Origin of the sequence: Pantoea sp. LS15 (assembly GCF_012241585.1) — a bacterium.
In the GTDB taxonomy this organism is placed as follows: Bacteria; Pseudomonadota; Gammaproteobacteria; order Enterobacterales; family Enterobacteriaceae; genus Enterobacter.
Genome location: NZ_JAAVXA010000013.1, coordinates 49,164 through 75,077 on the forward strand (window position 1 = coordinate 49,164; position 25,914 = coordinate 75,077).

The following is a 25,914-nucleotide window of genomic DNA, read 5'->3' on the forward strand; positions in this document are numbered from 1 at the left end:
AGCAACTGACTTTTAGTATTAAAAATCTTAAATTTCGTTATGACGATAATATTTTCCCGTAAGCTAAACTGTAAGTATTCGTTCCGTTTCAATTAAGGAAAATATTTATCCATCCCGTAAGGGAGGTGCGAAGATAACACAACAGAGGATCGTTGATTAAGCCAAACTTTTGACAGCATGAAAAAAGCACAACTTCTTCATGAAATTCTATGCTATTTTTTCGGGTGTATTTTGTTCGCTGATTTATAAATAGTCAGCTGCCACTACCGTTTTTCCCCGTCCCGTACGCTTGGCGTCATATAATGCTTTATCAGCGCGCGTCAGCAATGCCGACGTATCGAACTGATCCCCGCACACCTCCACAACCCCAGCACTAAACGACAACTCCAGTTTTTTCTCTCCAACCCTCAGCGGTTTGGTTTTTAGCGTGGTATGCAGCCTGGCGGACAGTTGCGCCGCGTCATGACCATGAGTTTGCGCCAGCAGAAGCAAAAACTCCTCCCCTCCCACGCGCCCTAATGCAGAATCTGAAGGGGCTAACTCACGGATACAATCACAAAAGTGAAGAAGCGCCGCATCGCCTACCTGGTGTCCCCACTCATCATTGATTTGTTTGAAAAAATCCAGGTCAAACATCAGGACACAAAAATGGCTGTTAGCCTCCCGCCTGGCATTTGCTGATTGAGCAAGTTCCAGTTGCTGCAAAATCGCCGAACGGTTAAAACAGCCGGTGAGATCGTCAATCGTGGCTTTCACTTCCAACCGCTGCTCTGCTTTCTTTCGCTCGGTAATGTCGAGCCCAATATTCAGGATAGAGTTGTCCGGCAACAGTATGTTTGACCACAATACGGTCAACTGCGTACCGTCTTTACGTAGTGGATGCCACTCATACATGTCCTTGAGGGGAGAGATATTTACCGACTCTCTTACCCGACGCCGCTCTTCAGGATCGGGGTAAAACAGCGAGAGCGGATCGGCATGAGCCCCGATCTCCGCCATCGTCCAGCCAAATACTTTTTCACACTCGGCATTCCACAACACGCAGCGGTTAAATTTGTCGAAAGAATTCATTAAAACCGGAGCCCGCTCAAACAGGGTCTTATATTGTGTCACGACACGCTGCATTTCCTGTGCGGTTTTCTCGCGGGCAATAATTTCCTCAAAATAGTCTTTTAATTTTTCGACCAGCACCACGACGATATTTTTCAGGATTGGCAGAGAATACAATTTCTCATCAAATGCCAGAAAGAAATATCCCCTGCAATGCCAGTTATGGGTCGAAAGTTTGCATAGTACACCGCTTTGCAATTGCGTATAGCCAGGGTGCTGCGGAGGAAATAAGGCGCGACCAATCTTCTCTTTCCAGTAGACCACCCGCCATGACCGGTGATGCCGCTGTAACAGGGCTCCCGCCAGAAAATCGGCGACTTCAAAAGAGTGGCAGGCTACATCACCCGCGCAGACCACACGGTGCAGTCCGTCATTATCATTAACGCTAACCCAGGCAAGGCTTGCCCCCAGAGATCGATTGATCGTCTCCAGCATTTCTGCCAGTGAACACTGAGTGTGAAGCTGGGGCATCAACTTAGCCAGTGCATGCAAAGCCTGCATGCTGTCATTGACAATCTCACATCGTTTTTTTTTCATCTTTTCGCCGATTATCACGCGATAAACCGGACGCAACTTTCTTCAGATTCAAAAACTGGTCAGCCAAAGCTGGAGGCTGAATATCAGCACAGCGAAATGAAACGACTGTTGTGTGTAATTAAAAACGGACAAATAAATAAAATAACAATAAAATTCAAAAACCTGAAAGGTTAGCTGCGAGTAAATTAATATGTCCACTCAAGCATAATCCATACGTTTATTGCTGTAAACGCTGTACAACAGGCGCCGTCTTGCAGAGGTTTTGCTATCTCAATGAATTCGTTATGAAGAGCAGGGGAAAAGGGTTTCTTAGCCTGCAAAGATATATTTTCTTTCTGATACCTCCCCCTTTCATTCAGTTGTGAATCCTCCCATTTTCACACCTCTGACTCTGGCGAATAAATCATCAAGTGTGATATAGTTCACATATCTTGTGTAATAATAAACACTGTTTCATTCAGTGAGTCTGTTTTGTAGAGGATGGGTTTTATGGCAACCATTACTACCAGCATGGTTCTCTTACGCTGGCCGTTGTTGAGTGCGGTATTGATGTTTTTAGCCAGCACGCTGAACATTCAGTTTCGTAAGTCTGATTACGCTGGCCTTGCTATCATCAGCACTCTGTTGGGGTTAGGCGCAGCTTGCTGGTTTGCCACTGGTCTTCTTGGCATCACCCTGCTGGACATTGCCGCCGTCTGGGAAAATATTAAAGTGGTGATGGTTGAAGCAATGAGCCACACACCGCCAGACTGGCCGATGGTGATTACCTGATCCCTTACGGAATAAAAAAACCCAGACTATTGTCTGGGTTTTTTGTTTGGATATCAGAGGATCAGAACGGAATATCGTCGTCGAAATCCATTGGTGGTTCGTTAGACGGTGCAGGAGCAGACTGCTGCTGCGGGCGAGACTGTGCGCCGCCGCTAAACTGGTTGCCACCCTGCGGCTGCTGAGGCTGACCCCAACCGCCCTGCTGCTGGCCACCACCTGCTGGTGCGCCACCACCCTGACGGCCACCCAGCATCTGCATGGTGCCGCCAACGTTTACCACCACTTCAGTAGTGTATTTCTCAGCGCCGGACTGATCGGTCCATTTGCGGGTACGCAGCTGGCCTTCGATATAAACCTGAGAACCTTTACGCAGATATTCACCGGCCACTTCTGCCAGTTTGCCAAACAGCACAACACGGTGCCATTCAGTCTGCTCTTTCATCTCACCGGTCGCTTTATCACGCCAGGATTCGGAAGTAGCCAGCGTAATGTTGGCAACTGCGCCACCACTCGGCATGTAGCGTACTTCCGGGTCCTGGCCCAGATTACCGACGAGAATCACCTTGTTTACGCCTCTGCTGGCCATGTTCGTGTCTCCTGAATACGTTTCTTAATAGTGTAAACGCGCGAGTGTACCATTTCCATGCTGCATTTTGATAGCTGCGAGATGGATTCCAGAGTTCTCGTGCGAACGCTACATTGTTACATAGCCAATCGGAAAATGCATTCCAATACTGTATATTCAAACAGGTTAAATTGTGTCATAATTAGCCGTTTCTGACAGCCGTTTGTCCTTCAAACAAACCAGGCAATCCGTGTTCCAACCGGGAAAGGTGAATGGATAAGATCGAAGTTCGGGGCGCCCGCACCCACAATCTCAAGAATATCAACCTCATAATCCCTCGCGACAAACTCATCGTCGTGACCGGGCTTTCGGGGTCTGGCAAATCCTCACTGGCTTTCGACACTTTATATGCCGAAGGACAGCGTCGTTACGTTGAATCACTCTCTGCGTACGCACGTCAGTTCCTGTCGCTGATGGAAAAACCGGATGTCGACCATATTGAAGGGTTGTCCCCTGCCATCTCCATTGAGCAGAAGTCTACCTCGCATAACCCGCGTTCAACGGTCGGTACCATTACCGAAATTCACGACTACCTGCGTCTGCTGTATGCCCGTGTGGGTGAGCCACGCTGCCCGGACCACGACGTCCCGCTGGCGGCCCAGACCGTGAGCCAGATGGTGGATAACGTGCTGTCGCAGCCAGAAGGCAAACGCCTGATGCTGTTGGCACCCATCATTAAAGAACGTAAAGGTGAACACACTAAAACGCTGGAGAACCTCGCAAGCCAGGGTTATATCCGCGCTCGTATCGACGGTGAAGTATGTGACCTGTCAGACCCACCCAAGCTGGAGCTGCAGAAAAAGCACACCATCGAAGTGGTGATTGACCGCTTCAAAGTACGTGACGATCTCGCGACACGTCTGGCGGAATCCTTTGAAACGGCACTGGAACTCTCTGGTGGCACGGCCGTGGTCTCCGATATGGACGACCCAAAAGCAGAAGAGCTGCTCTTCTCCGCCAACTTTGCCTGCCCGATTTGCGGCTACAGCATGCGCGAGCTGGAACCGCGCCTGTTCTCCTTCAACAACCCGGCGGGCGCGTGCCCGACGTGTGACGGCCTTGGCGTTCAGCAGTATTTCGACCCGGACCGAGTGATCCAGAATCCGGAGTTGTCTCTGGCGGGCGGGGCCATTCGCGGCTGGGACAAGCGTAACTTCTACTACTTCCAGATGCTGAAATCGCTGGCAGAGCACTATAAGTTCGATGTTGAAGCCCCGTGGGCCAGCCTGAGCCCGAGTGTGCACAAAGTGATTCTGTTCGGTTCCGGCAAAGAGAACATCGAGTTCAAGTACATGAACGATCGCGGCGATACCTCCGTGCGTCGCCACCCGTTTGAAGGGGTGCTGCACAACATGGAGCGCCGCTACAAAGAGACCGAATCCAGCGCAGTACGCGAAGAACTGGCAAAATTCATCAGCAACCGCTCGTGCGCCACCTGTGACGGTACACGTCTGCGTCGGGAAGCGCGCCACGTGTTTGTCGAAAACACGGCGCTGCCGACCATCTCAGACATGAGCATCGGCCACGCGATGGACTTCTTCAACAACCTGAAACTCTCCGGACAGCGCGCGAAAATCGCCGAGAAAGTGCTGAAAGAGATCGGGGATCGTTTGAAATTCCTGGTGAACGTCGGACTGAACTACCTGACACTTTCCCGCTCCGCTGAAACGCTCTCCGGCGGTGAAGCCCAGCGTATCCGTCTTGCCAGCCAAATCGGCGCGGGTTTAGTTGGCGTGATGTACGTCCTGGATGAGCCATCTATCGGCCTGCACCAGCGTGATAACGAACGCCTGCTCGGCACGCTGATCCACCTGCGTAACCTCGGTAACACGGTGATTGTGGTCGAGCATGACGAAGACGCGATTCGAGCCGCTGACCACGTTATCGACATTGGCCCAGGCGCAGGCGTGCATGGCGGCCAGGTGGTCGCGGAAGGGACGCTGAAAGATATCATGGCGGTACCTGAATCGCTGACCGGCCAGTATATGAGCGGCAAGCGCAAGATTGACGTGCCGAAACAACGCGTGGCAGCGAACCCGGAAAAAGTGCTGAAGCTGACTGGCGCACGCGGCAACAACCTGAAAGACGTCACCCTGACGCTGCCGGTTGGCCTGTTTACCTGCATCACCGGCGTGTCCGGTTCCGGTAAATCAACGCTGATCAACGATACGCTGTTCCCGATAGCACAGACGGAGCTGAACGGCGCAACGCTTGCTGAACCTGCACCGTACCGCGATATTCAAGGGCTGGAGCATTTCGATAAGGTTATCGACATCGACCAGAGCCCGATTGGCCGTACCCCACGTTCTAACCCGGCGACCTATACTGGCGTCTTTACGCCTGTACGTGAACTCTTTGCTGGCGTACCGGAATCTCGTTCACGCGGCTATACACCAGGACGTTTCAGCTTCAACGTGCGTGGCGGACGCTGTGAAGCGTGCCAGGGCGATGGGGTGATCAAAGTTGAGATGCACTTCCTGCCGGATATCTACGTGCCGTGCGACCAGTGCAAAGGCAAACGCTATAACCGCGAAACGCTTGAAATTAAGTACAAAGGCAAGACTATCCATGAAGTGCTGGATATGACCATTGAAGAAGCACGCGAGTTCTTCGATGCCGTCCCGGCGCTGGCGCGTAAGCTGCAAACGTTAATGGATGTAGGGCTGACCTATATCCGTCTCGGTCAGTCAGCAACGACGCTTTCGGGTGGTGAAGCCCAGCGCGTGAAGCTGGCGCGTGAGCTTTCCAAACGTGGCACGGGCCAGACGCTTTATATCCTGGATGAACCCACCACAGGTTTGCACTTTGCCGATATCCAGCAGTTGCTGGACGTACTGCATCAGCTCAGAGACCAGGGCAACACCATTGTGGTGATTGAGCACAACCTTGATGTGATTAAAACCGCTGACTGGATTGTCGATCTTGGCCCGGAAGGCGGTAGCGGCGGCGGTGAAATCCTCGTCTCCGGTACGCCAGAGACCGTTGCAGAGTGCGAAGCCTCGCACACCGCACGCTTCCTTAAACCATTGCTGTAATTGTCACACGGAGAGCTGCTGTCGGGTCGTTTCCGGCAGCAGTTCAACTGCCTGCTTGTACGATGCATCCACCAGATAGTAAATTTGCGAGCCCGGCAGAGAGCCGTCGAGGTAGACAGTGCTCCAGTGAGCCTTGTTGAGATGCTGGCTCGGTCGGACGTCATGGTGCTGCTGGCGTAATAAATCAGCCAGTTCCGGGCTGGTTTTCAGTGCAGCCGCCGGACGGCCTTCAACCTCTTTCACCATTGCAAAAAGCACGTCACCCACTTTGATCTGCGTGGCTTTCCAGTCGCTGTGGACGCTTTGTTCAGCGCCGGGCTTACTCATGCAGTACTGGAGTATCTCCGAAATTGTCATCTTAGCTCCCCTGTAAATGGGTTGGACACGACCTGAGTTCCTGCCTCTTTAAGTGTGCAGCAAGACGACAAAAGGTAAACCCGGCAGGCGTGATTTGTACAAAAAACCAGCATACCTCAGTATTCAGAATTAACAATCACCTCTTCACCAAATTTCCCGGCCATTGGCAGTGGTCGATAGGTCGAATTAGAGGCGCGTAACACCCTGATCCCTCTGGCCCCCACATCATGCGCGGCCGTGATATCGTTATCAGAATCGCCATAAAACACTTTGATATTTTTCTGCTCCAGCCACTGCGTTTTGCTGTTCTGACCGGGTTTATCTCCCGCAAAAATGACTGGATTCATGTTAGCGGCAGGGATCAGAAAATCGTCCTGCAAGGTTTTGGATACCGTTTCCGTTTTGGTCTGACTACGTCCGGTAACAAAGTAAATGCTGTCGCCGCGCTTAACATGCATGGCAATAAGCGATCGGGCGACCTCTTTCGGGATGCTGAACTCATCCCAGCCGTTGTTCATTTTTTCCCAGAACTCCGGGTTCTTCAGATAGTCTTCGCTGTCTGGTGAATATGTTTTCTTGCCGCGCCAGAAACCCGGGCTTGAGAACAGGACGGTATCGTCAATATCGAAGCCCACAGCCATTGGCGGACGCCCCATCAGACTATTTTCGATTTGTGCCACAGAGACCCAGTGAACAGGCGCCTGCTCGGCAAGGATGGCGGCGGTGGTTCCGGTGTAAAGCGGTGTCGGTGCGGAAGCTCGCGCAACGACTGCACTATTAAGCGAGAACAATAAGCAGGCGGCGCTGAGCGCCAGTGTGATCTTGCGCATGTTTTCCCCTGAATATTCAGTTTGTTATCGTTTTATTTTGAGCGAACGGTCAAAAAACTATCCGACCATAACCCCAGCGGGAAGCGAAGGAAAGGAGTTTTTGCTTATGGATCAGCGAAAAAAGAAGAAAGATCACATTCTCTCTTCAGAAAGAAGAGAGAATGTGATCACTTACTTACATCACGGCAGCAAATGCCTGCGCCACGCGCTGAACATTGCTGGCATTCAGCCCCGCCACGCACATACGGCCGCTGGCAATCAGGTAGACACCAAACTCTTCGCGCAGGCGATCAACCTGAGCGGCACTCAGGCCGGTATAACTGAACATCCCGCGCTGCTTGAGCAGATAGTCGAAGTTATGGCCCGGCACGGCCTTTTTCAGGACGTTAACCAGTTCCTGACGCATCGCCAGAATGCGCGTACGCATTGATTCCACTTCAGCAAGCCAGGATGCTTTCAGTTGCTCATCACCAAGAACCGTGGCGACGACCTGCGCACCAAAGTTTGGTGGGCTGGAGTAAATGCGGCGCACCGTCGCCTTCAGTTGACCCAGCACACGGCTTGCGGCTTCGGCATCTTCACACACTACGGACAGACCGCCGACGCGTTCGCCATACAGAGAGAAGATTTTAGAGAAAGAGTTACTCACCAGTGCCGGCAGGCCTGCGCTGGCAACGGCGCGGATTGCATAAGCATCCTCTTCCATGCCTGCGCCAAAGCCCTGATAGGCAATGTCGAGGAACGGGATCAGATTACGCGCTTTCAGTACCTCAATTACCGCATCCCACTGGTCATTAGTGAGGTCCGCACCGGTCGGGTTATGACAGCATGGATGCAGTAGCACAATACTGCGCTCCGGCAGGGTGTGCAGTTTTTCCAGCAGTGCCTCTACACGCACACCGTTGGTTTCGCTGTCGAACCATGGATAAGTCGCGACCTTAAAACCTGCGCCTTCAAAGATAGCCACGTGGTTTTCCCACGTAGGATCACTCACCCATACCCCGGAGTCCGGGAAGTATTTTTTCAGGAAGTCTGCACCGACTTTCAGCGCACCTGACCCGCCAAGCGTCTGGATGGTGGCGACACGTTTTTGCGCGAGCACCGGATGATCGGCACCAAACAGCAGCGGCGCGATGGTGTTACGGTAAGTATTTAACCCTTCCATCGGCAGATAAAGCGATGCGCCATGTGGTACAGCATTCAGGCGTGCTTCGGCTTCTGCAACCGCCTGCAACTGAGGAATAATGCCATCCTCGTTGTAATACAGACCAATGCTGAGGTTCACTTTGTCGCTGCGAGGATCTTCTTTGAAACGCTCCATTAAGGAGAGAATAGGGTCGCCGGCATAGGCGTCAACTTTCTGAAACACGCGATGGTTCTCCGGAATTCGATGAGGCAGGGATTTCAACAATAAACCGGATATGGCAGAAGATCGAGGGGATGTTAATAAACGTGGAGTGAGAGTAACACTCTCACTCCAGCCATGGATTAATCTATGTACTTCATCGCTACCCGCGACGTCAGGCGTGTGATAAGTTCGTAAGCACTCACTTTCGTGATTTCAGCAATGCGTTCGACGGGCAAGCCTTCACCCCACATCACCACTGCGTCACCCGCTTTCTCCTGCGCTTCCGGCCCCAGATCGACGCAAATCATGTCCATCGCCACGCGACCAACAATCTTCACTTCGCGACCATTAACCAACACTGGCGTACCCGACGGCGCGGCACGTGGATAACCATCTCCATAGCCCATCGCCACAACGCCCAACCGGGTATCACGCTCGCTGATCCAGGTTCCCCCGTAGCCCACGGGTTCACCCGCTTTGTGCTCACGCACGGCAATCAGGTTAGACACCAATGACATCACTGGCTGGAAGCCAAAATCCGGCCCCCAGGGTTTGTTCTCCAGCGGCGATACGCCGTAAAGAATAATGCCCGGACGCACCCAGTCGAAGTGCGATTGCGGCCACAGCAAAATACCGCCAGACGCGGCAATCGAGCGCATTCCCGGCTTACCTTCGCAGAAGGTATTAAAGATATCGAGCTGTTGTTCGGTCGCACCACATTCAGGCTCATCAGCACGAGCAAAGTGACTGACGATGTTCACTGGCTGGCGCACATTTTTGCACTGGCATAAACGCTGATAAAACGCTTGTGCGTTTTCCGGACGCACACCCAGTCGGTGCATACCCGTATCGAGCTTCATCCACACGGTTACTGGCTCACTTAACTCGGCGGTTTCCAGCGCAGTCAGTTGTTCTTCGTTGTGAACGGCGGTATGCAGGTGCTGATCAGCAATAGTGGGTAAATCAGTGGCTTCGAAAAAGCCTTCCAGCAGTAAAATGGGTTGTGTGATCCCACCCGCGCGCAGGCGGATGGCCTCTTCAAGACGGGCGACGCCAAAGGCGTCGGCATCGGGGAGCGTTCGCGCGGTCTCAAGGAGACCGTGTCCGTAAGCGTTCGCTTTCACGACTGCAACGAGCTTGCTGGCGGGAGCCAGTTCGCGCAGTCGTTGCAGGTTGTGTCGCAGAGCGCGGCGGTTAATGACTACTGTTGCCGCTTGCATTTGAATTCCTTAGAAATTACTCATCATCATATTGAGGACCGGCATAGTTGTCGAAACGCGACCACTGTCCGTTAAAGGTCAAACGTACCGTACCGATTGGGCCGTTACGTTGCTTACCAATAATAATTTCGGCGATCCCTTTCAGGTCGCTGTTCTCGTGATAAACCTCATCACGGTAGATAAACATGATTAAGTCAGCATCCTGCTCGATGGAGCCAGACTCACGCAGGTCGGAGTTGACCGGGCGTTTGTCGGCGCGTTGTTCCAGGGAGCGGTTAAGCTGTGAGAGTGCCACCACGGGCACGTGCAGCTCTTTGGCTAACGCCTTGAGTGAGCGGGAAATCTCTGCAATTTCCAGCGTACGGTTGTCGGAGAGCGACGGGACGCGCATCAGCTGAAGGTAGTCGATCATGATAAGGCCGATGCCGCCGTGTTCACGGGCGATACGACGCGCACGGGAGCGGACTTCCGTCGGCGTCAGGCCGGAGGAGTCATCAATATAGATATTCCGTTTTTCCAGCAGAATGCCCATGGTGCCGGAGATCCGCGCCCAGTCTTCGTCATCCAGCTGACCGGTACGAATGCGGGTCTGATCCACGCGCGAGAGTGACGCCAGGGAACGCATCATAATCTGCTCGGAGGGCATCTCAAGACTGAAAATCAGTACCGGCTTGTCCTGCAACATCGCTGCATTTTCGACGAGGTTCATCGCAAATGTCGTTTTACCCATCGACGGACGCGCCGCGACGATAATCAGATCCGACGGCTGCAGGCCAGCGGTTTTCTTATTGAGATCGTCATAACCGGTGTTCACACCGGTCACACCGTCATGTGGCTGCTGGAACAGTTGTTCGATACGGGCGACGGTGGCGTCGAGCACATCAGCAATGTTTTTCGGGCCTTCATCTTTATTTGCGCGGCTTTCCGCGATTTTAAAGACCCGGGATTCGGCGAGATCGAGCAGATCTTCACTGGTGCGACCCTGCGGATCAAAACCAGCCTCGGCGATCTCATTCGCTACCGAAATCATCTCACGAACTACAGCACGTTCACGCACGATATCGGCGTATGCACTGATATTCGCCGCACTTGGTGTATTTTTCGATAATTCTGCCAGGTAGGCAAACCCACCGACGCTGTCCAGTTGTCCCTGTCGCTCCAGCGATTCCGCAAGTGTGATCAGGTCAATCGGGCTGCCCGACTCCTGCAGACGCGCCATTTCGGTAAAGATATGACGATGCGGTCGGGTGTAGAAATCCTCAGACACCACGCGCTCAGCGACGTCGTCCCAGCGTTCATTATCCAGCATTAAACCGCCCAACACCGACTGTTCCGCTTCAATCGAGTGCGGCGGGACTTTTAATCCTGCGACCTGGTAATCACGCTCGCGAGGTTCAGTCTGTTTGTTGAAGGGTTTGTTTCCTGCCATAGTGAATGGAGTTACCGAGATAAAGAGTGGGTCGAAAGATTACCATATTTTTCTTACGGAGGGAGCATGGCAACGCGCATTGAATTCCAGAAACACGGTGGGCCAGAAGTGCTGAAAGCGGTGGAATTTACCCCTGTAGCACCTGGCGAAAACGAAGTTCAGGTTGAAAACAAAGCCATAGGCATTAACTACATTGATACCTATATTCGCGGAGGCCTCTACCCGCCTCCGTCACTGCCAAGCGGTCTGGGTACCGAAGCGGCAGGAGTGGTTATCAAAACTGGCCATGCCGTTAAGCATCTTAAAGAGGGTGATCGCGTGGTGTATGCGCAGTCTGCTCTGGGAGCATACAGTTCCGTCCACAACGTCCCGGCGGATAAAGCCGCCCTGCTGCCCAACGCCATCTCCTTTGAGCAAGCTGCAGCCTCATTTCTGAAAGGGCTTACGGTCTACTACCTGCTGCGTAAAACCTACGAAATTAAACCTGACGAGCAGTTCCTGTTTCATGCCGCTGCGGGTGGTGTGGGGCTGATCGCGTGTCAGTGGGCAAAAGCGCTGGGGGCAAAACTGATCGGTACCGTGGGCAATGCGCAAAAAGCGCAGCGTGCCTTGCAGGCGGGAGCCTGGCAGGTGATTAACTATCGTGAAGAGAACATTGTCGAGCGGCTGAAAGAAATCACTAACGGCAAAAAAGTGCGCGTAGTGTATGACTCGGTAGGCAAAGATACCTGGGAAGCCTCTCTGGACTGTCTGCAGCGCCGCGGGCTAATGGTGAGTTTCGGTAATGCGTCAGGCGCTGTGACCGGGGTTAACCTTGGCATTCTGAACCAGAAAGGTTCTCTTTATGTGACTCGCCCTTCCCTGCAAGGCTATATCACTAACCGGGAAGAGCTTGAGGAAGCCAGTAACGAGCTGTTCTCGCTGATCGCCAGTGGGGTGATTAAAGTGGATGTGGCAGATGCGCAGAAATATCCGCTGGCCGATGCGCAACGCGCGCATGAGGTACTTGAGAGCAGGGTGACGCAGGGTTCAAGTCTGTTAATCCCCTGAATCCAGAAAAGAAATTGGGCTTCCCTGAGGAAGCCCTTTCTTTTTTTAGTTCGGCTGTATGTAGGGTACAGCTCGATGAATTCTTTAGCGGCAGTCATAGTGACAGATTCGATAAGTAAATCCTATTCTGTTCTAAGCAATGCCACCAGAAAAGTTACAAGTATGTGACGAACCCCTCAATACCTTAGTAACGAAAGCGGTTATTACGCTGATAAGTGGACACTTTTGGCGTTTTAATCGCCCGTATCACCCACACCACCACAATAGCCAGCAGTAACCACGGCAACAGCTTGATCATCAGGGCAAATAATCCACCGATAAACATCACCACCGTGGCGACAACGATAGCGGCCAGAATGCCGAGCAGCGAAACGCCTGTGGCTAATAGCATGACAAAAAAACCAATCACAAAAAGTAGTTCCAGCATGTTTTTCTCCCACACGCTCCTGAGTAATGCAGTAAGCATTACAAAAAGCATGCCAAAACTAACCCCTTGTTCTAAAAGCAAAACGCCCCGCAGAAATTTGCAGGGCGTGGTCAATTTGACGATCTTTTAGCGAAATTTATCGCTTATCTGCCACCAGCTTCAACGCATGTTCCAGCACCTCGATGTCGGCACCGGCTTTATGCGCATTCTCGCTCAGGTAACGACGCCACTGACGCGCGCCCGGAATCCCCTGGAACAGACCAAGCATGTGGCGGGTGATATGGCCGAGATACGTGCCGTTGCTCAGCTCGCGTTCAATGTACGGATACATGGCACGTACCACCGCAACCGGATCGGTATCTGCGCCTTCTACACCGTAGATTTCACGATCGACCGTCGCCAGAATGCCCGGGTTCTGATACGCCTCGCGCCCGACCATCACGCCATCCATATGTTCCAGATGCGCTTTGGCCTCTTCCAGCGACTTGATGCCACCGTTGATTGACATCGTCAGGTGCGGGAAGTCACGCTTCAGCTGATACACGCGCGGGTAGTCCAGTGGCGGGATTTCACGGTTCTCTTTCGGGCTAAGGCCGGAGAGCCAGGCTTTACGTGCATGGATGATAAACATCTCACACTCACCTTTTCCGGATACCGTATTAATGAAATCACACAGGAATTCGTAGCTGTCCTGGTCGTCAATCCCGATACGGGTTTTGACCGTCACCGGAATGGAGACGACATCGCGCATCGCCTTAATGCAGTCTGCCACCAGTTGTGCATTCCCCATCAGGCACGCGCCAAACATACCGTTTTGCACGCGGTCAGACGGGCAGCCTACGTTCAGGTTGATCTCATCGTAACCACGTTCTTCTGCCAGCTTCGCACAGTGCGCCAGCGCGGCCGGATCGCTACCGCCAAGCTGCAGGGCAACCGGGTGCTCCTCTTCACTGTAAGCCAGATAGTCTCCTTTACCGTGAATAATCGCACCGGTTGTGACCATTTCGGTGTACAGCAACGTATGACGGGAGAGCTGACGCAGGAAGTAGCGGCAGTGTCTGTCCGTCCAGTCGAGCATTGGCGCAATGGAGAAACGGTGTGCAGGGAAAGCAGTCTGTAATTCTGACGACATGGCGAAGTTTTAAGCATCTGGTGAAAAGGGGCGCTACTATAGCACAAAGAAAAGCCGGAGGCGCAGCGCCTCCGGTGGACTTTAGAACGTCATGCTCAGTTGCGCCCCCGCACCCCAGGTTTCGTCTTCACCATACAGACCCATCAGGTCGATATGAACCGTGTTAAGCGGTGCAAACCCCACACCCGCGGTAAAGACATTGCTGTCATTGTCTTTCACATCGGCACGATAACCTGCGCGAACCGCCAGCCAGCCCAATGGCGTCACTTCCGCACCCACGCCAACATATTGGGAGTTCTCTTCGCTTTTAAAACCTTTGGTTTCGGTCAGGTCACCATCCGCTGTCAGCGTCAGGAGATCGGTATGCCAGGCCGCACCCGCCGTAACGACAGGGCTGATTTGATAAGTATCACGCACACCATCCACTACTTTGGTATCGATATCGCGCGAGAAAAGGTTTTTCCCGGTCAAACCCACCGTCCAGTTTTCGCCGAAATCAGCAGCAAGGCCGGCATCAACGTTAAACCCGGTATCGTCGTTGCGATAGCGGCTGCTGTTGATATCGCCACTGTCAAAGTTGTAGATCGAGACCGTGTAGTTATAGAGCCAGGTCTGTTGCAGCTTAGGAGTGATACCCACGGAAACAGGCACGCCGCTGATATCAAACTGACGCGCTACTGCCACACCATAGTCTGAAACGATTGCCGCACGACCAAAACCCTTTGATTTCAAATCATTCGGGTCAACCCCAAATACGGCCGCCGGAACGGCTTCCACCGCGCGCAATTTGTCGATATCGCCCTGATCGATGTAAGAGCTCACGCGAGCACGTGCATTGGCTTTGGCCACGAAGGCCACTGAGAGCACGTCATTAGGAATACTTACAGCAATCCCACCCCCGGCTTTACCGCTGGCGGTTTTCCCTTTCAGTGAATCCAGTTGATCGGCAAGGTCACCTGCGGCGGCAGAGACCTGTCGCGATGCAGCGCTGGAAGGATTAAGGAGATCGATAGGATTGATATTATCCAGGGTACTGCGATAGTTGCTGACATCATCACTGATGTCATCAATCTTATCGCGCAGATTGTCTTTGTCTGAAATTTGCGCACCGATAGAGGGCAGGATCACCGTAATGCCATCGTCAGGTTTCGCCTTTGCAAGCAACGCCGGGTTGATTAACACCCCGCTGCCATAGCTCCCAGCCGCGACCCCAGTTCCTCCCATTGCATCGCTACGTGCTTCTGTCCAGGTATTGGCTGCTCCGGCCTGATTTGCCATAAACAAGGAGACAGCGATGCTAACCACCGAAAATTTAAAATGTTTTTTCACAGTATGCTCGTCTTATAGTCTGTTATGAAATAACCCCTGTCTGTTATCACCCAAACAGGTACGAACTATTGCTGTGAATAAGTACAAAAAGACCCGCCATTTCCTTAAGTTAAATTCTAACCAGACCTGTTGTAATTTGTGACGGTCCTCAATATTTATAGAAGAGGAAATTATTTTTTCCCAGGTTTTCCATCATGCGGCCCGAAAAACTGGGGCGGGTGATCGACCCAGCGATCCTCTCGCGTGGCGGCATATACTGGGTTGAGCGGATAGTAGATGCGGTTGTGCTTCTTGTTGGCTTCGCCCACCACCAGGAGCCGAACCTCTTCGTCCGTGTTGTTGATAAAGGTATGGCAGATACCCGTTCCGGCGGGAAACCCTACGCTATCGCCAGGTTCAAGTTTCCACAAATAGCCATTAATCCAGGCTTCAGGATATCCTTCAAGCACATAAATGAACTCTTCTTCGTCACTTTCCGCATGGGGATAGGATGTCCGACGTCCGGGGGGTAAACGCTCATGATGGATGCCAATACGCCCAAGCCCGAGCTTGCGAGCCAACGGCGCACCGATGGAAAAACGCTCGTCACTGTCGGGATAAGTTGAGTTATCAGCGCCTTCCACATCGCGCCAGTGTCGAATACAGTCAGGTCTTTTCATTGTTAATTTCCCGGTTTGCAATGCGTCAGGTATAGCACAGACAGGCGGATCTCGGTGTTTTTAGCAGAACATGATAAAGTGAGGGTTTTCCGTCCTATAACATCCGGGGTGCTAAATGGATAAGTCCACAAAAGAGCTGTTAGCGCAGGCCGAAAAGCTCTGCGCGCAACGCAATGTGCGCCTGACTCCGCAGCGCCTTGAGGTATTACGCCTGATGAGTCTGCAACAGGGAGCCATCAGCGCATACGATCTGCTCGACCTGCTCCGCGAAAGCGAGCCGCAGGCCAAACCGCCTACGGTTTATCGCGCGCTGGATTTCCTGCTGGAACAAGGTTTCGTGCATAAGGTTGAATCCACAAACAGCTATGTGCTGTGTCATCTGTTTGACCAGCCAACCCACACATCGGCGATGTTTATCTGTGACCGCTGTGGCGTGGTGAAAGAAGAAGGGGCTGAAGGTGTTGAAGACATTATGCATACGCTGGCGGCCAAAATGGGCTTTGCCTTGCGTCATAACGTTATTGAAGCACACGGGCTGTGCTCTGCCTGTGTCGAAGTGGAATCATGCAGCCATCACGACAAGTGCCAGCACGACCACACAATTGTTGTGAAGAAAAAACCTCGCTAGCAATGAAAAAGGCGGCTCATGGCCGCCCTCAGGGTGTACTTCCTTGTACTTGCGGGTATAACCCGGTTACCAGCGGTAGTCGTTGCGTTTTTCCCAGTCGCCGACTTCCTTTTCCGCCTGGTCTTTTGCGTAGCCGTAACGCTCCTGGATTTTACCGACAAGCTGATCGCGTTTACCTTCAATGACGGTCATATCGTCATCCGTCAGCTTACCCCACTGTTCTTTCGCTTTACCTTTGAACTGCTTCCAGTTGCCGCTGATTTCGTCTTTATTCATCATCGTGTCCTCATGTTAAGCGTTAGGTCGTAACGTCCGTTACGTTCTTTTCTGCTGGACGTGATAATTATTGTAGTTAAGGATTCTGCCGCCACTTTGATATTCGGAATCTTTAACCATCAAGATATATCGTGACGGGAAGGAAACCAGGTGTTGTTTCGCCAGTGACGGCGCCAGATAAAGGCCAGAGACAGCCCCCGCAACAAGAGGAAAACGGCCAACGCCAGCCACAAACCGTGATTGCCAAGCCAGGGAAGCGTCAGCAGCATCAGACCAAACCCGGCTGCCGCCACCGCCATACTGTTGCGCATTTCGGCCCCGCGCGTCGCACCAATAAACATGCCGTCCAGCAGATAACACCAGACACCGACTACCGGTAAGATCACCTGCCAGATGAGATAGTGGCTCGCCAGTTCACGCAGTGTGGGAAGTGAGGTGAGTAACGCAATAATCTGCTCGCCAAAAACGGCATAAACCAGACCAAATGCCAGCGCCACCAACCCCGACTGACGACAGGCTGCCCGCCAGACATCCTGAAGCTGCCCGCTTTTGCGCGCACCGTACGCTTGCCCGGAATGCGCTTCCACAGCATAGGCAAAGCCGTCCAGCGCGTAAGCGGTAAAGGTCAGCAGCGTCATCAATACGGCATTGACCGCAACGATGTCTGGCCCCAGCCGAGCCCCGAAAACCGTCAGCGCGCCGAAACAGAGCTGAAGGAGAAGTGAACGCAGCATAATGTCACGGTTGAGTGCCAGCAGCTTACGGATATTGCCGCGCCATGCGTTTTTTAATAGCGCAAGAGAGATCCCGCGCATCGCCAGCACACGCCAGACCATCCACAGGCCGATGATAAAAGTCCCGTATTCGGCAATTACCGTCGCCAGTGCAGCCCCCTGCACGTTCATATGCAGACCCATTACCAGCCAGACATCAAGCACAATGTTGAGCAGGTTTCCCACCACCAGCAGAATGACGGGGGCGCGGGCATACTGCACGCCGAGTAACCACCCCAGCAGAACCAGGTTAGCCAGTGATGCGGGTGCACTGAGCCAGCGGATTTCAAGGAAACGTCTCGCCTGCTCCAGTACCGCCTCGTTACCGCCAACGATGTGAAGCGCGAGGTCAATCAGGGGCGAGCGCAATACAACAATTAATGCCCCCGCACCAAGCGCCAGAATGAGCGGCTGCACCAACGCGCGCGCCAGACGCAGCGGATCTCTGGCACCATATGCCTGTGCCGTGAGCCCGGTAGTACTCATGCGCAAAAAGAGCAGCAGCATAAACAGGAAGCTGGTTGCCGTCGCGCCAATCGCCACACCGCCAAGATAAACAGGTGAATCCAGATGGCCAATAACAGCAGTATCTACCAGACCCAGCAGGGGCACGGTGATATTGGAAAAAATCATCGGCAGTGCAAGACGCCACAATGCCTTATCTGATGCCGTCAGCAGTGACATGAAAAATACCGGGAGAGGTAAAGGAATCAGGCTACAGCAACGCCGTAGCCTGTCAGGAAGAGATTACAGCCATTCGCCGTTGCGAATCACCCCTACTGCCAGCCCTTCGATAGAGAAGTTCTGCTCGCGAAGATCCACCACAATCGGGGAGAATTCGCTGTTTTCAGGCAGCAACTGTACGGTATTACCCTGTTTTTTCAGACGCTTAACAGTGACTTCGTCATCAATACGCGCGACCACAACCTGGCCGTTTCGCACATCCTGCGTTTTGTGAACCGCAAGCAGATCACCGTCAAGAATACCGATGTCTTTCATCGACATGCCACTTACGCGCAGCAGGAAATCAGCGCTTGGTTTAAACATCCCCGGATCGACCTGGTAGTGGCCTTCAATATGCTGCTGTGCCAGTAAAGGCTCACCGGCCGCAACACGCCCCACCAGCGGAATGCCCGTCTCTTCTTCCACCAGCAGGCGGATACCGCGTGACGCGCCCGAAACAATCTCAATCACGCCCTTACGCGCCAGCGCTTTCAGGTGTTCTTCGGCAGCATTCGGAGAACGGAAGCCCAGACGCTGAGCGATTTCCGCACGCGTGGGTGGCATACCCGTCTGGCCGATATGATCCCGGATGAGATCAAACACCTCTTGCTGCCTGGTCGTTAACGCTTTCATTCCGCCCCCTGGGTGTATATACAGTTATGCTGTGAGTATATACAGTCAAAGGCGATTTTGGAACCAAAAACTGCACAAAAAACCAGGGACTTAATTATTCCTCGAGGCTCATCGGAAATGTGACCAAAGCAGCGTGACCCAGGTAATGACCGCAGTAATAATCGCCAGCAACACGGCAGCGGAGCCCATGTCTTTTGCCCGGCCAGAGAGCTCGTGGAAATCTGAGCCAATCCGGTCAACAACAGCCTCAATAGCGCTATTGAGAATTTCCACTATCATCACCAACAGTACGGAGCCGATCAGAAGAACGCGTGTTATTGCATCAACATCAAGGAAACAGGCGATAATCACCGCGATGATAGCGGCGACGCCCTCCTGGCGAAAGGCGGCTTCATTGATCCACGCGGCACGGAAACCTTTCCAGGAATAGCCGGCGGCTTTGATGATTCGGGTTAACCCAGTGGTATTATTGGCCATTAAAAGAACCTTTTATTGGAAATAGCGTCAGTAACTAGAGTGGCAGCGCGTTTCGCTGCCGCCTGAAGTATGACGGGTAACAACAGAAATTTTGCGCGCTTTCTGTTATCCTTGCGCCGCAATTGCATTATTAACCAGAGGCTTTACATCGTTTATGTCCGGCTGGCCACGAATTTACTACAAATTACTTAATTTACCATTAAGCATCCTGGTAAAAAGCAAGTCTATCCCAGCAGAACCCGCGCTGGAATTAGGGCTCGATACGTCGCGCCCCATTATGTACGTTTTGCCTTATAACTCGAAGGCAGACTTACTGACGCTTCGCGCCCAATGCCTGGCGCATGACTTACCTGACCCGCTTGAACCGCTTGAAGTTGACGGTACGCTGCTGCCGCGCTACGTGTTCATTCACGGTGGACCGCGCGTGTTTACCTATTACACGCCGAAAGAAGAGTCCATCAAGCTGTTCCATGACTATCTCGACCTGCACCGCAGCAATCCTGATCTGGATGTGCAGATGGTGCCAGTATCGGTGATGTTTGGTCGTCGCCCGGGTCGTGAAAAAGGTGAAGAGAATCCACCGCTGCGCATGCTTAACGGCATCCAGAAGTTCTTCGCGGTCTCCTGGCTGGGACGCGACAGCTTTGTGCGCTTCTCCCCTTCCGTTTCGCTGCGTCGTATGGCGGACGAGCATGGCACCGACAAGATCATCGCGCAAAAACTGGCGCGCGTAGCGCGTATGCACTTCGCCCGTCAGCGCCTCGCTGCCGTTGGGCCGCGTCTCCCGGCGCGTCAGGATCTGTTCAACAAGCTGTTGGCCTCCAAAGCGATTGCCCGTGCCGTTGAAGACGAAGCACGCAGCAAGAAGATTTCGCATGAGAAAGCCCAGCAGAACGCCATTGCACTGATGGAAGAGATTGCAGCGAACTTCTCTTACGAGATGATTCGCCTGTCCGATCGTATTCTCAGCTTTACCTGGAACCGTCTCTATCAGGGCATCAACGTCCATAACGCCGAGCGTGTACGCCAACTGGCGCACGATGGCCATGAAATTGTCTATGTCCCCTGCCACCGCAGCCACATGGACTACCTGCTTCTCTCCTATGTGCTCTATCACCAGGGGCTGGTACCGCCGCATATCGCTGCCGGCATCAACCTGAATTTCTGGCCAGCTGGCCCGATTTTCCGCCGTCTGGGTGCATTCTTTATTCGTCGTACCTTTAAGGGCAACAAACTCTACTCCACGGTGTTCCGCGAGTATCTGGGTGAGTTGTTCAGCCGCGGTTATTCCGTTGAGTACTTTGTGGAAGGTGGCCGCTCCCGTACCGGACGTCTGCTCGATCCGAAGACCGGCACGCTGTCCATGACCATTCAGGCCATGCTGCGCGGAGGAACCCGTCCAATCACACTGGTACCAATCTACATCGGCTATGAGCATGTGATGGAGGTGGGGACTTACGCTAAAGAGCTGCGTGGTGCAACCAAAGAGAAAGAGAGCCTGCCGCAAATGCTGCGCGGTTTGAGCAAGCTCCGTAATCTCGGCCAGGGCTATGTGAACTTTGGCGAGCCGATGCCGCTGATGACGTACTTGAACCATCACGTTCCGGAGTGGCGCGAGTCTATCGACCCTATCGAAGCCGTTCGTCCAGCCTGGCTGACGCCAACGGTCAACGGCATCGCGTCTGAGCTGATGGTGCGCATTAACAACGCTGGTGCGGCTAACGCCATGAACCTGTGTTGTACCGCGCTTCTGGCGTCTCGTCAGCGCTCGCTGACTCGCGAACAACTGACAGAGCAGCTGGATTGTTATCTCGATATGATGCGTAACGTCCCGTACTCGGTTGACTCGACGGCACCTTCTGCGAGCGCCAGTGAGCTTATTGATCACGCTTTGCAGATGAACAAGTTTGAAGTCGAAAAAGACACGATCGGCGACATCGTCATTCTGCCGCGCGAGCAGGCCGTGCTGATGACGTACTATCGCAACAATATTGCCCATATGCTGATGCTTCCGTCACTCATGGCAGCTATCATCACCCAGCATCGTCGCATTTCACGTCAGGAGCTGTTGCGTCACGTTGACACGCTCTACCCGATGCTGAAAGCGGAGCTGTTCTTGCGCTGGAGCAAGGATGAGCTGGCTGGCGAGCTGGATAAACTGACGGAAGAACTGCGTCGTCAGGGGCTGATCACCGTTGTGAACGACGAGCTGCACATCAATCCGTCACGTTCCCGTACCCTGCAACTGCTGGCGGCCGGTGCACGTGAAACGCTGCAACGTTATGCCATTACATTCTGGTTGCTCAGTGCGAACCCGTCTATCAACCGTGGAACGCTGGAGAAAGAGAGCCGGACGCTGGCACAGCGCCTGTCCGTTCTGCACGGTATTAACGCTCCTGAATTCTTCGACAAAGCGGTCTTCAGTTCACTGGTTCTGACGCTGCGTGATGAAGGCTTTATCAGTGATACGGGTGATGCCGAGCCGGAAGAGACGCTGAAGGTCTACCAGATGCTGGCTGAACTGATTACGTCTGATGTGCGTCTGACGATTGAGAGTTCAACGCAGGGCGAGTGATAATAAAAAGCCGGGCGGAGTTTTCACTCTTCCCGGCCTGTCATTCGCAGAATGATTAAGGCCCGGTAAGCTTTAACGCTACCGGGCCTTATTTTTAGCCTTGCCACATCACCGCATTTAGCTCAGCAGCGTAAAGGCAATCATCCCGACAATTGCGCCTGTCGTACCGAGGATGGTTTCCATCAGCGTCCAGGTTTTCAGCGTCTGTGCTTCGGTGGCACCGGTAAATTTACCGAACAGCCAGAAGCCTGCGTCATTCACGTGAGAAACCACGATAGACCCGCCCGCAATACAGATAGACAGCGCAGCCATTTGCGCACCGGAGTAATGCAGCTGTTCAATCACCGGCATTACCAGCCCCACGGCGGTTAAGCACGCGACAGTCGCCGAACCCTGGATAATACGCACTGCAGCCGCCAGCACGAAGCAGGTCACCGCAATCGGCAGGCCCATTCCAGTCAGCGCTTCACCCAGAGCTGGACCCACGCCGGAATCAACCAGAACCTGCTTGAACACCCCGCCCGCACCAATCACCAACAGAATAATGCCGGCTGGTTGCAGCGCATGACCGCAGATTTCCATTACTTTATCTTTTGGCATGCCCTGACGCATCGCCAGGCCATAAATCGCCACCAGACACGCCACCAGGATCGCCGTGAACGGATGGCCAATAAACTCAAACCATTCGTACGCGCTGGAACCCACCGGCACAAAGCGCGCGGCAATGGTTTTCAGCCCAACGAGCACCAACGGCAGCAGGATCAGTGACAGACTGAAACCGAAGGAAGGCATTTTACCTTCGCCCAGGTGCGGCTCGGTGATGTCATCCGGAATGTGCAGTTCAACGTAACGGCTGATGAAGTTGCCCCACAGCGGACCGGCAATAATCATCCCCGGGATTGCCGCACACAGGCCAATCAGAATCATCCAGCCGAAATCAGCGTGCATCTGAGATGCCAGCAGCATCGGTGCTGGCCCAGGCAGCAGGAACGCAGCGGCCGCAGCCACGCCCGCAAACAGCGGGATAACCAGTTTCACGAGGTTAGTCCCGGTGTGGCGCGCCATAGAGAAGGCCACGCTAATCAGCAACACAACCGCCACTTCAAAGAACAGCGGCAGCGCACAAATCAGACCGGCCAGGCCAATCGCATAATGCGCACGGTTATGTCCGAAGGATTTCAGCATCTTGACGGCTATCTGATCAACAGCGCCTGTCTCATGTAAAATCTTGCCAAACATTGCCCCAAGCGCGACGACAATCGCCAGGAAGCCCAGCGTACCGCCCATCCCTTTTTCCATTGTCGCAGCGATTTTGTCGAGCGGCATTCCAGAAAAGAGACCTGCACCAATAGAAACCACCATCAAAGCAACGAAAGCGTGCATACGCGCCTTCATCACTAAAAACAGCAGCAGCAACACGGAACCCACTGCTGTCAAAACAAGCGTTAATATACTCAAAACTTACTGCCTTTTATTAATGACCTCGATGGTGCTGGCAACAACACCTTCCAGTGACTGATCGATATCAACCACTAAGACATCTTTCTCATCTTCACCCGGTTCCTGCAGCGCTTCGAACTGCGTCACCAGCATCTGAGTTTTGAAGAAGTGACCTTTACGCGCCTTAAGACGGTTTTCAATCACCTCAAAATCCCCTTTCAGGTAGATGAAAGAGAGGTTCGGGTTGCCGTCACGCAGCAGGTCGCGGTAGGTTTTTTTCAGCGCGGAGCAAACGATAAGGGAAACTTTGTTGGTGCGCTGCATCGCGAACGCGGCGTCATTCAACGCCTGCAACCACGGTTTGCGGTCGTCGTCGTTCAGCGGCTCGCCAGAGGCCATTTTCATGATATTGCTGCGCGGATGGAGGAAGTCACCATCAAGAAACGCAGCCTGGAGTTGATGCGCCACTTCGCTGGCCACGGCTGATTTCCCGCTACCGGAAACGCCCATCAGGACGTAGACGTGGTGATCATGATTAGTCGTGCTCAAAGGGTGTCCCTCAGTCAATTGTTACGGGTAACAGTTATCGGTAACATTGTCCTGCTGGGGCAAAATAGAAGCAATATCCAAACGTGCGAGAAGTGAATAAGTGTGAGCTAGTTCAAATTTGTCAGCTCAAATAGATCCACCCGGTGACAAGGTGAAACCTAAATCTAACATTTTAGGGGTAACCGTCTCGCCACGAATGCGCGCCAGCAGGCGTTCTGCGCCAATACGGCCCATACGTTCACGCGGTGTCAGGACGCTCGCCAGACGCGGCTCCATGACCTGGCCGATATCGTGGCCGTGGAAACCGGCAATCGCCATATCACGCGGGATGGAAAGTCCCAGACGCTGACATTCGAACGCTGCACCGACAGCAAGGTCATCGTTGGTACAGAAAATACCGTCCAGTTGCGGATACTCGCGCCGCGCCTGACGCATCAGCTCAATACCCGACGTATAGGAAGAGGACTGCTCCACCATCACGCTGTACGGGACTAAGTTCGCGTCGAGCATCGCCTGCTCGTATCCCTTCTGTTTGATGATAGTACGTTCATCAAGACGCGCTCCCAGATAGGCGATGTGACGATGACCGCGCGCGATAATCGCCGCCGTCATCTGACGTGCCGCTTCGAAGTTATCAAAACCCACGGCGATATCGAGGCATGGGGACTGGCTGTCCATCAGCTCCACCACCGGAATGCCCGCCACTTCAATCATCTTCAGCGTGCGCGGCGTGTGGGTACGTTCCGTTAAGATCAGGCCGTCGATGTTCCAGGAAAGCATGGACTCAAGACGTTCCTCTTCCAGCTCCGGCTTGTACCCGTAGTGCGCAAGCATGGTCTGATAACCAAACGCATCGGTCACACTTTCAATTCCGCGCAGCACTTCGGCGAAAACCTGGTTGGTTAAAGAGGGAAGCAGGACGCCCACCGCACGACTGGTCGCATTGGAGAGAATATCGGGTGCGCGGTTAGGGATATACCCCAGTTCATCAAGAGCCGCGGCAATCTTGCCACGCAGCGCCACGGAAACCTGCTCCGGGTTACGTAAAAATCGGCTGACCGTCATTTTGGTCACACCAACGCGGTCGGCGACATCCTGAAGTACGGGGCGTTTCTTTTTCATCGTCCTGAGAAATCTTGAAGTGAGAGATTTGCTCAGTTTATCACGGACAAAGCCCAACCTTCCCCTGTCAGAGGGAAGGTTGGGCATTTATTTATGATTTATTACACCGGAGGCAGGTCAAACAGCAGAATTTCACTTTCGCTGTCAGCGTGTACGGAGATCGCCTGCTCGTCCCAGATGGCCAGACCATCAGCCGTTGTCGCTTTAGTACCGTTGATGGTGACTTCACCTTTCACCACCTGGATCCAGATGCGGCGGTTAGCAGCAATCTGATGAACAGACTGTTCGTCTTTCGCCAGCGCCCAGCGATACAGTTCCATATCCTGATGCACTTTCAGGGAGCCTTCTCGCGCATCCGGGGACAGCACCAGCTGTTTACCCTGTTTCGCGTCGAAGCGGCGCTGCTCATAGCGTGGCGTGATGCCGGTTTCTTCTGGAATAATCCAGATTTGATACAGGTGCAATTTTTCCGTTTTGCTCGGGTTGTACTCAGAGTGACGCACCCCGGTACCCGCGCTCATGATCTGGAACTCGCCCGCAGGAACCTGCTCTTTGTTGCCCATGCTGTCCTGGTGCTCAACCGCGCCTTCCAGCACATAGGTCAGAATTTCCATGTCTTTGTGCGGGTGGGTGCCGAAGCCCTGCCCTGCATCAATCACGTCGTCGTTAATCACGCGCAGTGCGGAGAAGCCCATGAAGTTTGGGTCGTAGTAGTCGGCAAACGAGAATGAATGCCATGAGTCCAGCCAGCCATGATTCGCGTGACCACGTTCGTTTGCTTTGCGTAAGTAGATCATTGTTTTCACCCTCAGTTCGTTTCGATGGAGTAAGTGTGGACGCAAACGGCCTGGGATCATAG

Annotated in this window: 24 protein-coding genes; 5 read left to right on the forward strand and 19 right to left on the reverse strand. The window is 53.2% G+C overall.

Translation table 11 applies throughout. The annotated features are described in order from the left end of the window. Positions 1–243 precede the first annotated feature (243 nt). Positions 244–1,647, reverse strand: coding sequence for a sensor domain-containing diguanylate cyclase (locus HED65_RS17480; protein ID WP_114979584.1), 1,404 nt, complete (start codon positions 1,645–1,647; stop codon positions 244–246). Positions 1,648–2,136: 489 nt separating this feature from the next. On the opposite strand from HED65_RS17480, the gene HED65_RS17485 reads away from it, so the two are divergent. After that, positions 2,137–2,418 carry a YjcB family protein gene (locus tag HED65_RS17485; RefSeq protein WP_028017927.1) on the forward strand — a complete coding sequence of 94 codons (282 nt, stop codon included), beginning with the start codon at positions 2,137–2,139 and terminating at the stop codon, positions 2,416–2,418. A 61-nt stretch (positions 2,419–2,479) separates the two neighbouring features. Here HED65_RS17485 and ssb1 read toward each other — a convergent pair whose 3' ends face one another. Continuing rightward, positions 2,480–3,004 (reverse strand): single-stranded DNA-binding protein SSB1, encoded by a 525-nt coding sequence (gene ssb1, locus HED65_RS17490; protein WP_008503384.1) that lies wholly within the window; start codon positions 3,002–3,004, stop codon positions 2,480–2,482. Positions 3,005–3,255: 251 nt separating this feature from the next. On the opposite strand from ssb1, the gene uvrA reads away from it, so the two are divergent. Further along, positions 3,256–6,078: an excinuclease ABC subunit UvrA gene (gene uvrA / locus HED65_RS17495; RefSeq protein WP_114979537.1), complete on the forward strand. Its 2,823-nt coding sequence runs from the start codon at positions 3,256–3,258 to the stop codon at positions 6,076–6,078. A gap of 3 nt (positions 6,079–6,081) precedes the next feature. On the opposite strand, the gene HED65_RS17500 is transcribed toward uvrA, so the two are convergent. The 5 genes from HED65_RS17500 to dnaB all read right to left on the reverse strand — a co-directional run bounded on the left by HED65_RS17500 (position 6,082) and on the right by dnaB (position 11,262). Next, the gene (locus tag HED65_RS17500) at positions 6,082–6,435 is read right to left on the reverse strand and encodes an MmcQ/YjbR family DNA-binding protein (protein ID WP_028017929.1); all 354 of its coding nucleotides are present in this window, start codon (positions 6,433–6,435) and stop codon (positions 6,082–6,084) included. 116 nt (positions 6,436–6,551) lie between these two features. Next, the gene (aphA, locus tag HED65_RS17505) at positions 6,552–7,265 is read right to left on the reverse strand and encodes an acid phosphatase AphA (protein WP_028017930.1); all 714 of its coding nucleotides are present in this window, start codon (positions 7,263–7,265) and stop codon (positions 6,552–6,554) included. Between the two features lie 175 nt (positions 7,266–7,440). Further along, positions 7,441–8,634, reverse strand: coding sequence for an aromatic amino acid transaminase (tyrB, locus tag HED65_RS17510; protein ID WP_114979538.1), 1,194 nt, complete (start codon positions 8,632–8,634; stop codon positions 7,441–7,443). A gap of 119 nt (positions 8,635–8,753) precedes the next feature. Next, a complete protein-coding gene (gene alr, locus HED65_RS17515) occupies positions 8,754–9,833 on the reverse strand; it encodes an alanine racemase (protein WP_114979539.1) in 1,080 nt (359 codons plus the stop codon). Positions 9,834–9,849: 16 nt separating this feature from the next. Continuing rightward, entirely contained in the window at positions 9,850–11,262 is a 1,413-nt protein-coding gene (gene dnaB / locus HED65_RS17520) for a replicative DNA helicase (RefSeq protein WP_025757838.1), read from the reverse strand. 66 nt (positions 11,263–11,328) lie between these two features. Between dnaB and HED65_RS17525 the strand changes: the two genes are divergently transcribed. After that, positions 11,329–12,312 (forward strand): quinone oxidoreductase, encoded by a 984-nt coding sequence (locus tag HED65_RS17525; protein ID WP_114979540.1) that lies wholly within the window; start codon positions 11,329–11,331, stop codon positions 12,310–12,312. A gap of 184 nt (positions 12,313–12,496) precedes the next feature. On the opposite strand, the gene pspG is transcribed toward HED65_RS17525, so the two are convergent. From pspG to HED65_RS17545, 4 genes are all read right to left on the reverse strand, one after another. Then, positions 12,497–12,739, reverse strand: coding sequence for an envelope stress response protein PspG (pspG, locus tag HED65_RS17530; RefSeq protein ID WP_114979541.1), 243 nt, complete (start codon positions 12,737–12,739; stop codon positions 12,497–12,499). A 136-nt stretch (positions 12,740–12,875) separates the two neighbouring features. Next, the gene (gene dusA, locus HED65_RS17535) at positions 12,876–13,871 is read right to left on the reverse strand and encodes a tRNA dihydrouridine(20/20a) synthase DusA (protein WP_114979542.1); all 996 of its coding nucleotides are present in this window, start codon (positions 13,869–13,871) and stop codon (positions 12,876–12,878) included. A gap of 81 nt (positions 13,872–13,952) precedes the next feature. Next, positions 13,953–15,200, reverse strand: a complete 1,248-nt coding sequence (locus HED65_RS17540; RefSeq protein ID WP_114979543.1) for a conjugal transfer protein TraF — start codon at positions 15,198–15,200, stop codon at positions 13,953–13,955. Between the two features lie 170 nt (positions 15,201–15,370). Then, positions 15,371–15,859 carry a cupin domain-containing protein gene (locus HED65_RS17545; RefSeq protein WP_114979544.1) on the reverse strand — a complete coding sequence of 163 codons (489 nt, stop codon included), beginning with the start codon at positions 15,857–15,859 and terminating at the stop codon, positions 15,371–15,373. A 115-nt stretch (positions 15,860–15,974) separates the two neighbouring features. On the opposite strand from HED65_RS17545, the gene zur reads away from it, so the two are divergent. Then, positions 15,975–16,487, forward strand: a complete 513-nt coding sequence (gene zur, locus HED65_RS17550) for a zinc uptake transcriptional repressor Zur (RefSeq protein WP_028017938.1) — start codon at positions 15,975–15,977, stop codon at positions 16,485–16,487. A gap of 66 nt (positions 16,488–16,553) precedes the next feature. Here zur and HED65_RS17555 read toward each other — a convergent pair whose 3' ends face one another. From HED65_RS17555 to HED65_RS17570, 4 genes are all read right to left on the reverse strand, one after another. After that, positions 16,554–16,763, reverse strand: coding sequence for a CsbD family protein (locus tag HED65_RS17555; RefSeq protein ID WP_028017939.1), 210 nt, complete (start codon positions 16,761–16,763; stop codon positions 16,554–16,556). Between the two features lie 119 nt (positions 16,764–16,882). Further along, on the reverse strand, positions 16,883–18,220 hold the full coding sequence (gene dinF, locus HED65_RS17560) for an MATE family efflux transporter DinF (protein ID WP_114979545.1): 1,338 nt from the start codon (positions 18,218–18,220) through the stop codon (positions 16,883–16,885). A 63-nt stretch (positions 18,221–18,283) separates the two neighbouring features. Further along, positions 18,284–18,892 (reverse strand): transcriptional repressor LexA, encoded by a 609-nt coding sequence (gene lexA / locus HED65_RS17565; RefSeq protein ID WP_025757830.1) that lies wholly within the window; start codon positions 18,890–18,892, stop codon positions 18,284–18,286. Between the two features lie 108 nt (positions 18,893–19,000). Beyond that, positions 19,001–19,369, reverse strand: coding sequence for a diacylglycerol kinase (locus tag HED65_RS17570; protein WP_023334158.1), 369 nt, complete (start codon positions 19,367–19,369; stop codon positions 19,001–19,003). Between the two features lie 154 nt (positions 19,370–19,523). On the opposite strand from HED65_RS17570, the gene plsB reads away from it, so the two are divergent. Continuing rightward, positions 19,524–21,944 carry a glycerol-3-phosphate 1-O-acyltransferase PlsB gene (gene plsB, locus HED65_RS17575; RefSeq protein ID WP_114979546.1) on the forward strand — a complete coding sequence of 807 codons (2,421 nt, stop codon included), beginning with the start codon at positions 19,524–19,526 and terminating at the stop codon, positions 21,942–21,944. 117 nt (positions 21,945–22,061) lie between these two features. On the opposite strand, the gene gntU is transcribed toward plsB, so the two are convergent. From gntU to HED65_RS17595, 4 genes are all read right to left on the reverse strand, one after another. Continuing rightward, entirely contained in the window at positions 22,062–23,402 is a 1,341-nt protein-coding gene (gene gntU, locus HED65_RS17580) for a gluconate transporter (protein WP_114979547.1), read from the reverse strand. Positions 23,403–23,405: 3 nt separating this feature from the next. Continuing rightward, positions 23,406–23,933 (reverse strand): gluconokinase, encoded by a 528-nt coding sequence (gene gntK / locus HED65_RS17585; protein WP_114979548.1) that lies wholly within the window; start codon positions 23,931–23,933, stop codon positions 23,406–23,408. A 126-nt stretch (positions 23,934–24,059) separates the two neighbouring features. Then, positions 24,060–25,055, reverse strand: a complete 996-nt coding sequence (gntR, locus tag HED65_RS17590; protein WP_114979549.1) for a gluconate operon transcriptional repressor GntR — start codon at positions 25,053–25,055, stop codon at positions 24,060–24,062. 101 nt (positions 25,056–25,156) lie between these two features. Next, the gene (locus HED65_RS17595; RefSeq protein ID WP_028017945.1) at positions 25,157–25,852 is read right to left on the reverse strand and encodes a pirin family protein; all 696 of its coding nucleotides are present in this window, start codon (positions 25,850–25,852) and stop codon (positions 25,157–25,159) included. Positions 25,853–25,914: the final 62 nt, after the last annotated feature.

Bases quoted from the DNA above. Each gene is read 5' to 3' on its own strand.
- dusA (WP_114979542.1), bottom strand. From the start codon at position 13,871: ATGTCGTCAGAATTACAGACTGCTTTCCCTGCACACCGTTTCTCCATT.
- HED65_RS17555 (WP_028017939.1), bottom strand. From the start codon at position 16,763: ATGAATAAAGACGAAATCAGCGGCAACTGGAAGCAGTTCAAAGGTAAA.
- HED65_RS17595 (WP_028017945.1), bottom strand. From the start codon at position 25,852: ATGATCTACTTACGCAAAGCAAACGAACGTGGTCACGCGAATCATGGC.
- uvrA (WP_114979537.1), top strand. From the start codon at position 3,256: ATGGATAAGATCGAAGTTCGGGGCGCCCGCACCCACAATCTCAAGAAT.
- zur (WP_028017938.1), top strand. From the start codon at position 15,975: ATGGATAAGTCCACAAAAGAGCTGTTAGCGCAGGCCGAAAAGCTCTGC.
- lexA (WP_025757830.1), bottom strand. From the start codon at position 18,892: ATGAAAGCGTTAACGACCAGGCAGCAAGAGGTGTTTGATCTCATCCGG.
- gntR (WP_114979549.1), bottom strand. From the start codon at position 25,055: ATGAAAAAGAAACGCCCCGTACTTCAGGATGTCGCCGACCGCGTTGGT.
- dinF (WP_114979545.1), bottom strand. From the start codon at position 18,220: ATGTCACTGCTGACGGCATCAGATAAGGCATTGTGGCGTCTTGCACTG.
- HED65_RS17500 (WP_028017929.1), bottom strand. From the start codon at position 6,435: ATGACAATTTCGGAGATACTCCAGTACTGCATGAGTAAGCCCGGCGCT.
- plsB (WP_114979546.1), top strand. From the start codon at position 19,524: ATGTCCGGCTGGCCACGAATTTACTACAAATTACTTAATTTACCATTA.
- alr (WP_114979539.1), bottom strand. From the start codon at position 9,833: ATGCAAGCGGCAACAGTAGTCATTAACCGCCGCGCTCTGCGACACAAC.
- HED65_RS17570 (WP_023334158.1), bottom strand. From the start codon at position 19,369: ATGGCCAATAATACCACTGGGTTAACCCGAATCATCAAAGCCGCCGGC.
- HED65_RS17480 (WP_114979584.1), bottom strand. From the start codon at position 1,647: ATGAAAAAAAAACGATGTGAGATTGTCAATGACAGCATGCAGGCTTTG.
- pspG (WP_114979541.1), bottom strand. From the start codon at position 12,739: ATGCTGGAACTACTTTTTGTGATTGGTTTTTTTGTCATGCTATTAGCC.
- aphA (WP_028017930.1), bottom strand. From the start codon at position 7,265: ATGCGCAAGATCACACTGGCGCTCAGCGCCGCCTGCTTATTGTTCTCG.
- dnaB (WP_025757838.1), bottom strand. From the start codon at position 11,262: ATGGCAGGAAACAAACCCTTCAACAAACAGACTGAACCTCGCGAGCGT.
- HED65_RS17545 (WP_114979544.1), bottom strand. From the start codon at position 15,859: ATGAAAAGACCTGACTGTATTCGACACTGGCGCGATGTGGAAGGCGCT.
- HED65_RS17525 (WP_114979540.1), top strand. From the start codon at position 11,329: ATGGCAACGCGCATTGAATTCCAGAAACACGGTGGGCCAGAAGTGCTG.
- ssb1 (WP_008503384.1), bottom strand. From the start codon at position 3,004: ATGGCCAGCAGAGGCGTAAACAAGGTGATTCTCGTCGGTAATCTGGGC.
- HED65_RS17485 (WP_028017927.1), top strand. From the start codon at position 2,137: ATGGCAACCATTACTACCAGCATGGTTCTCTTACGCTGGCCGTTGTTG.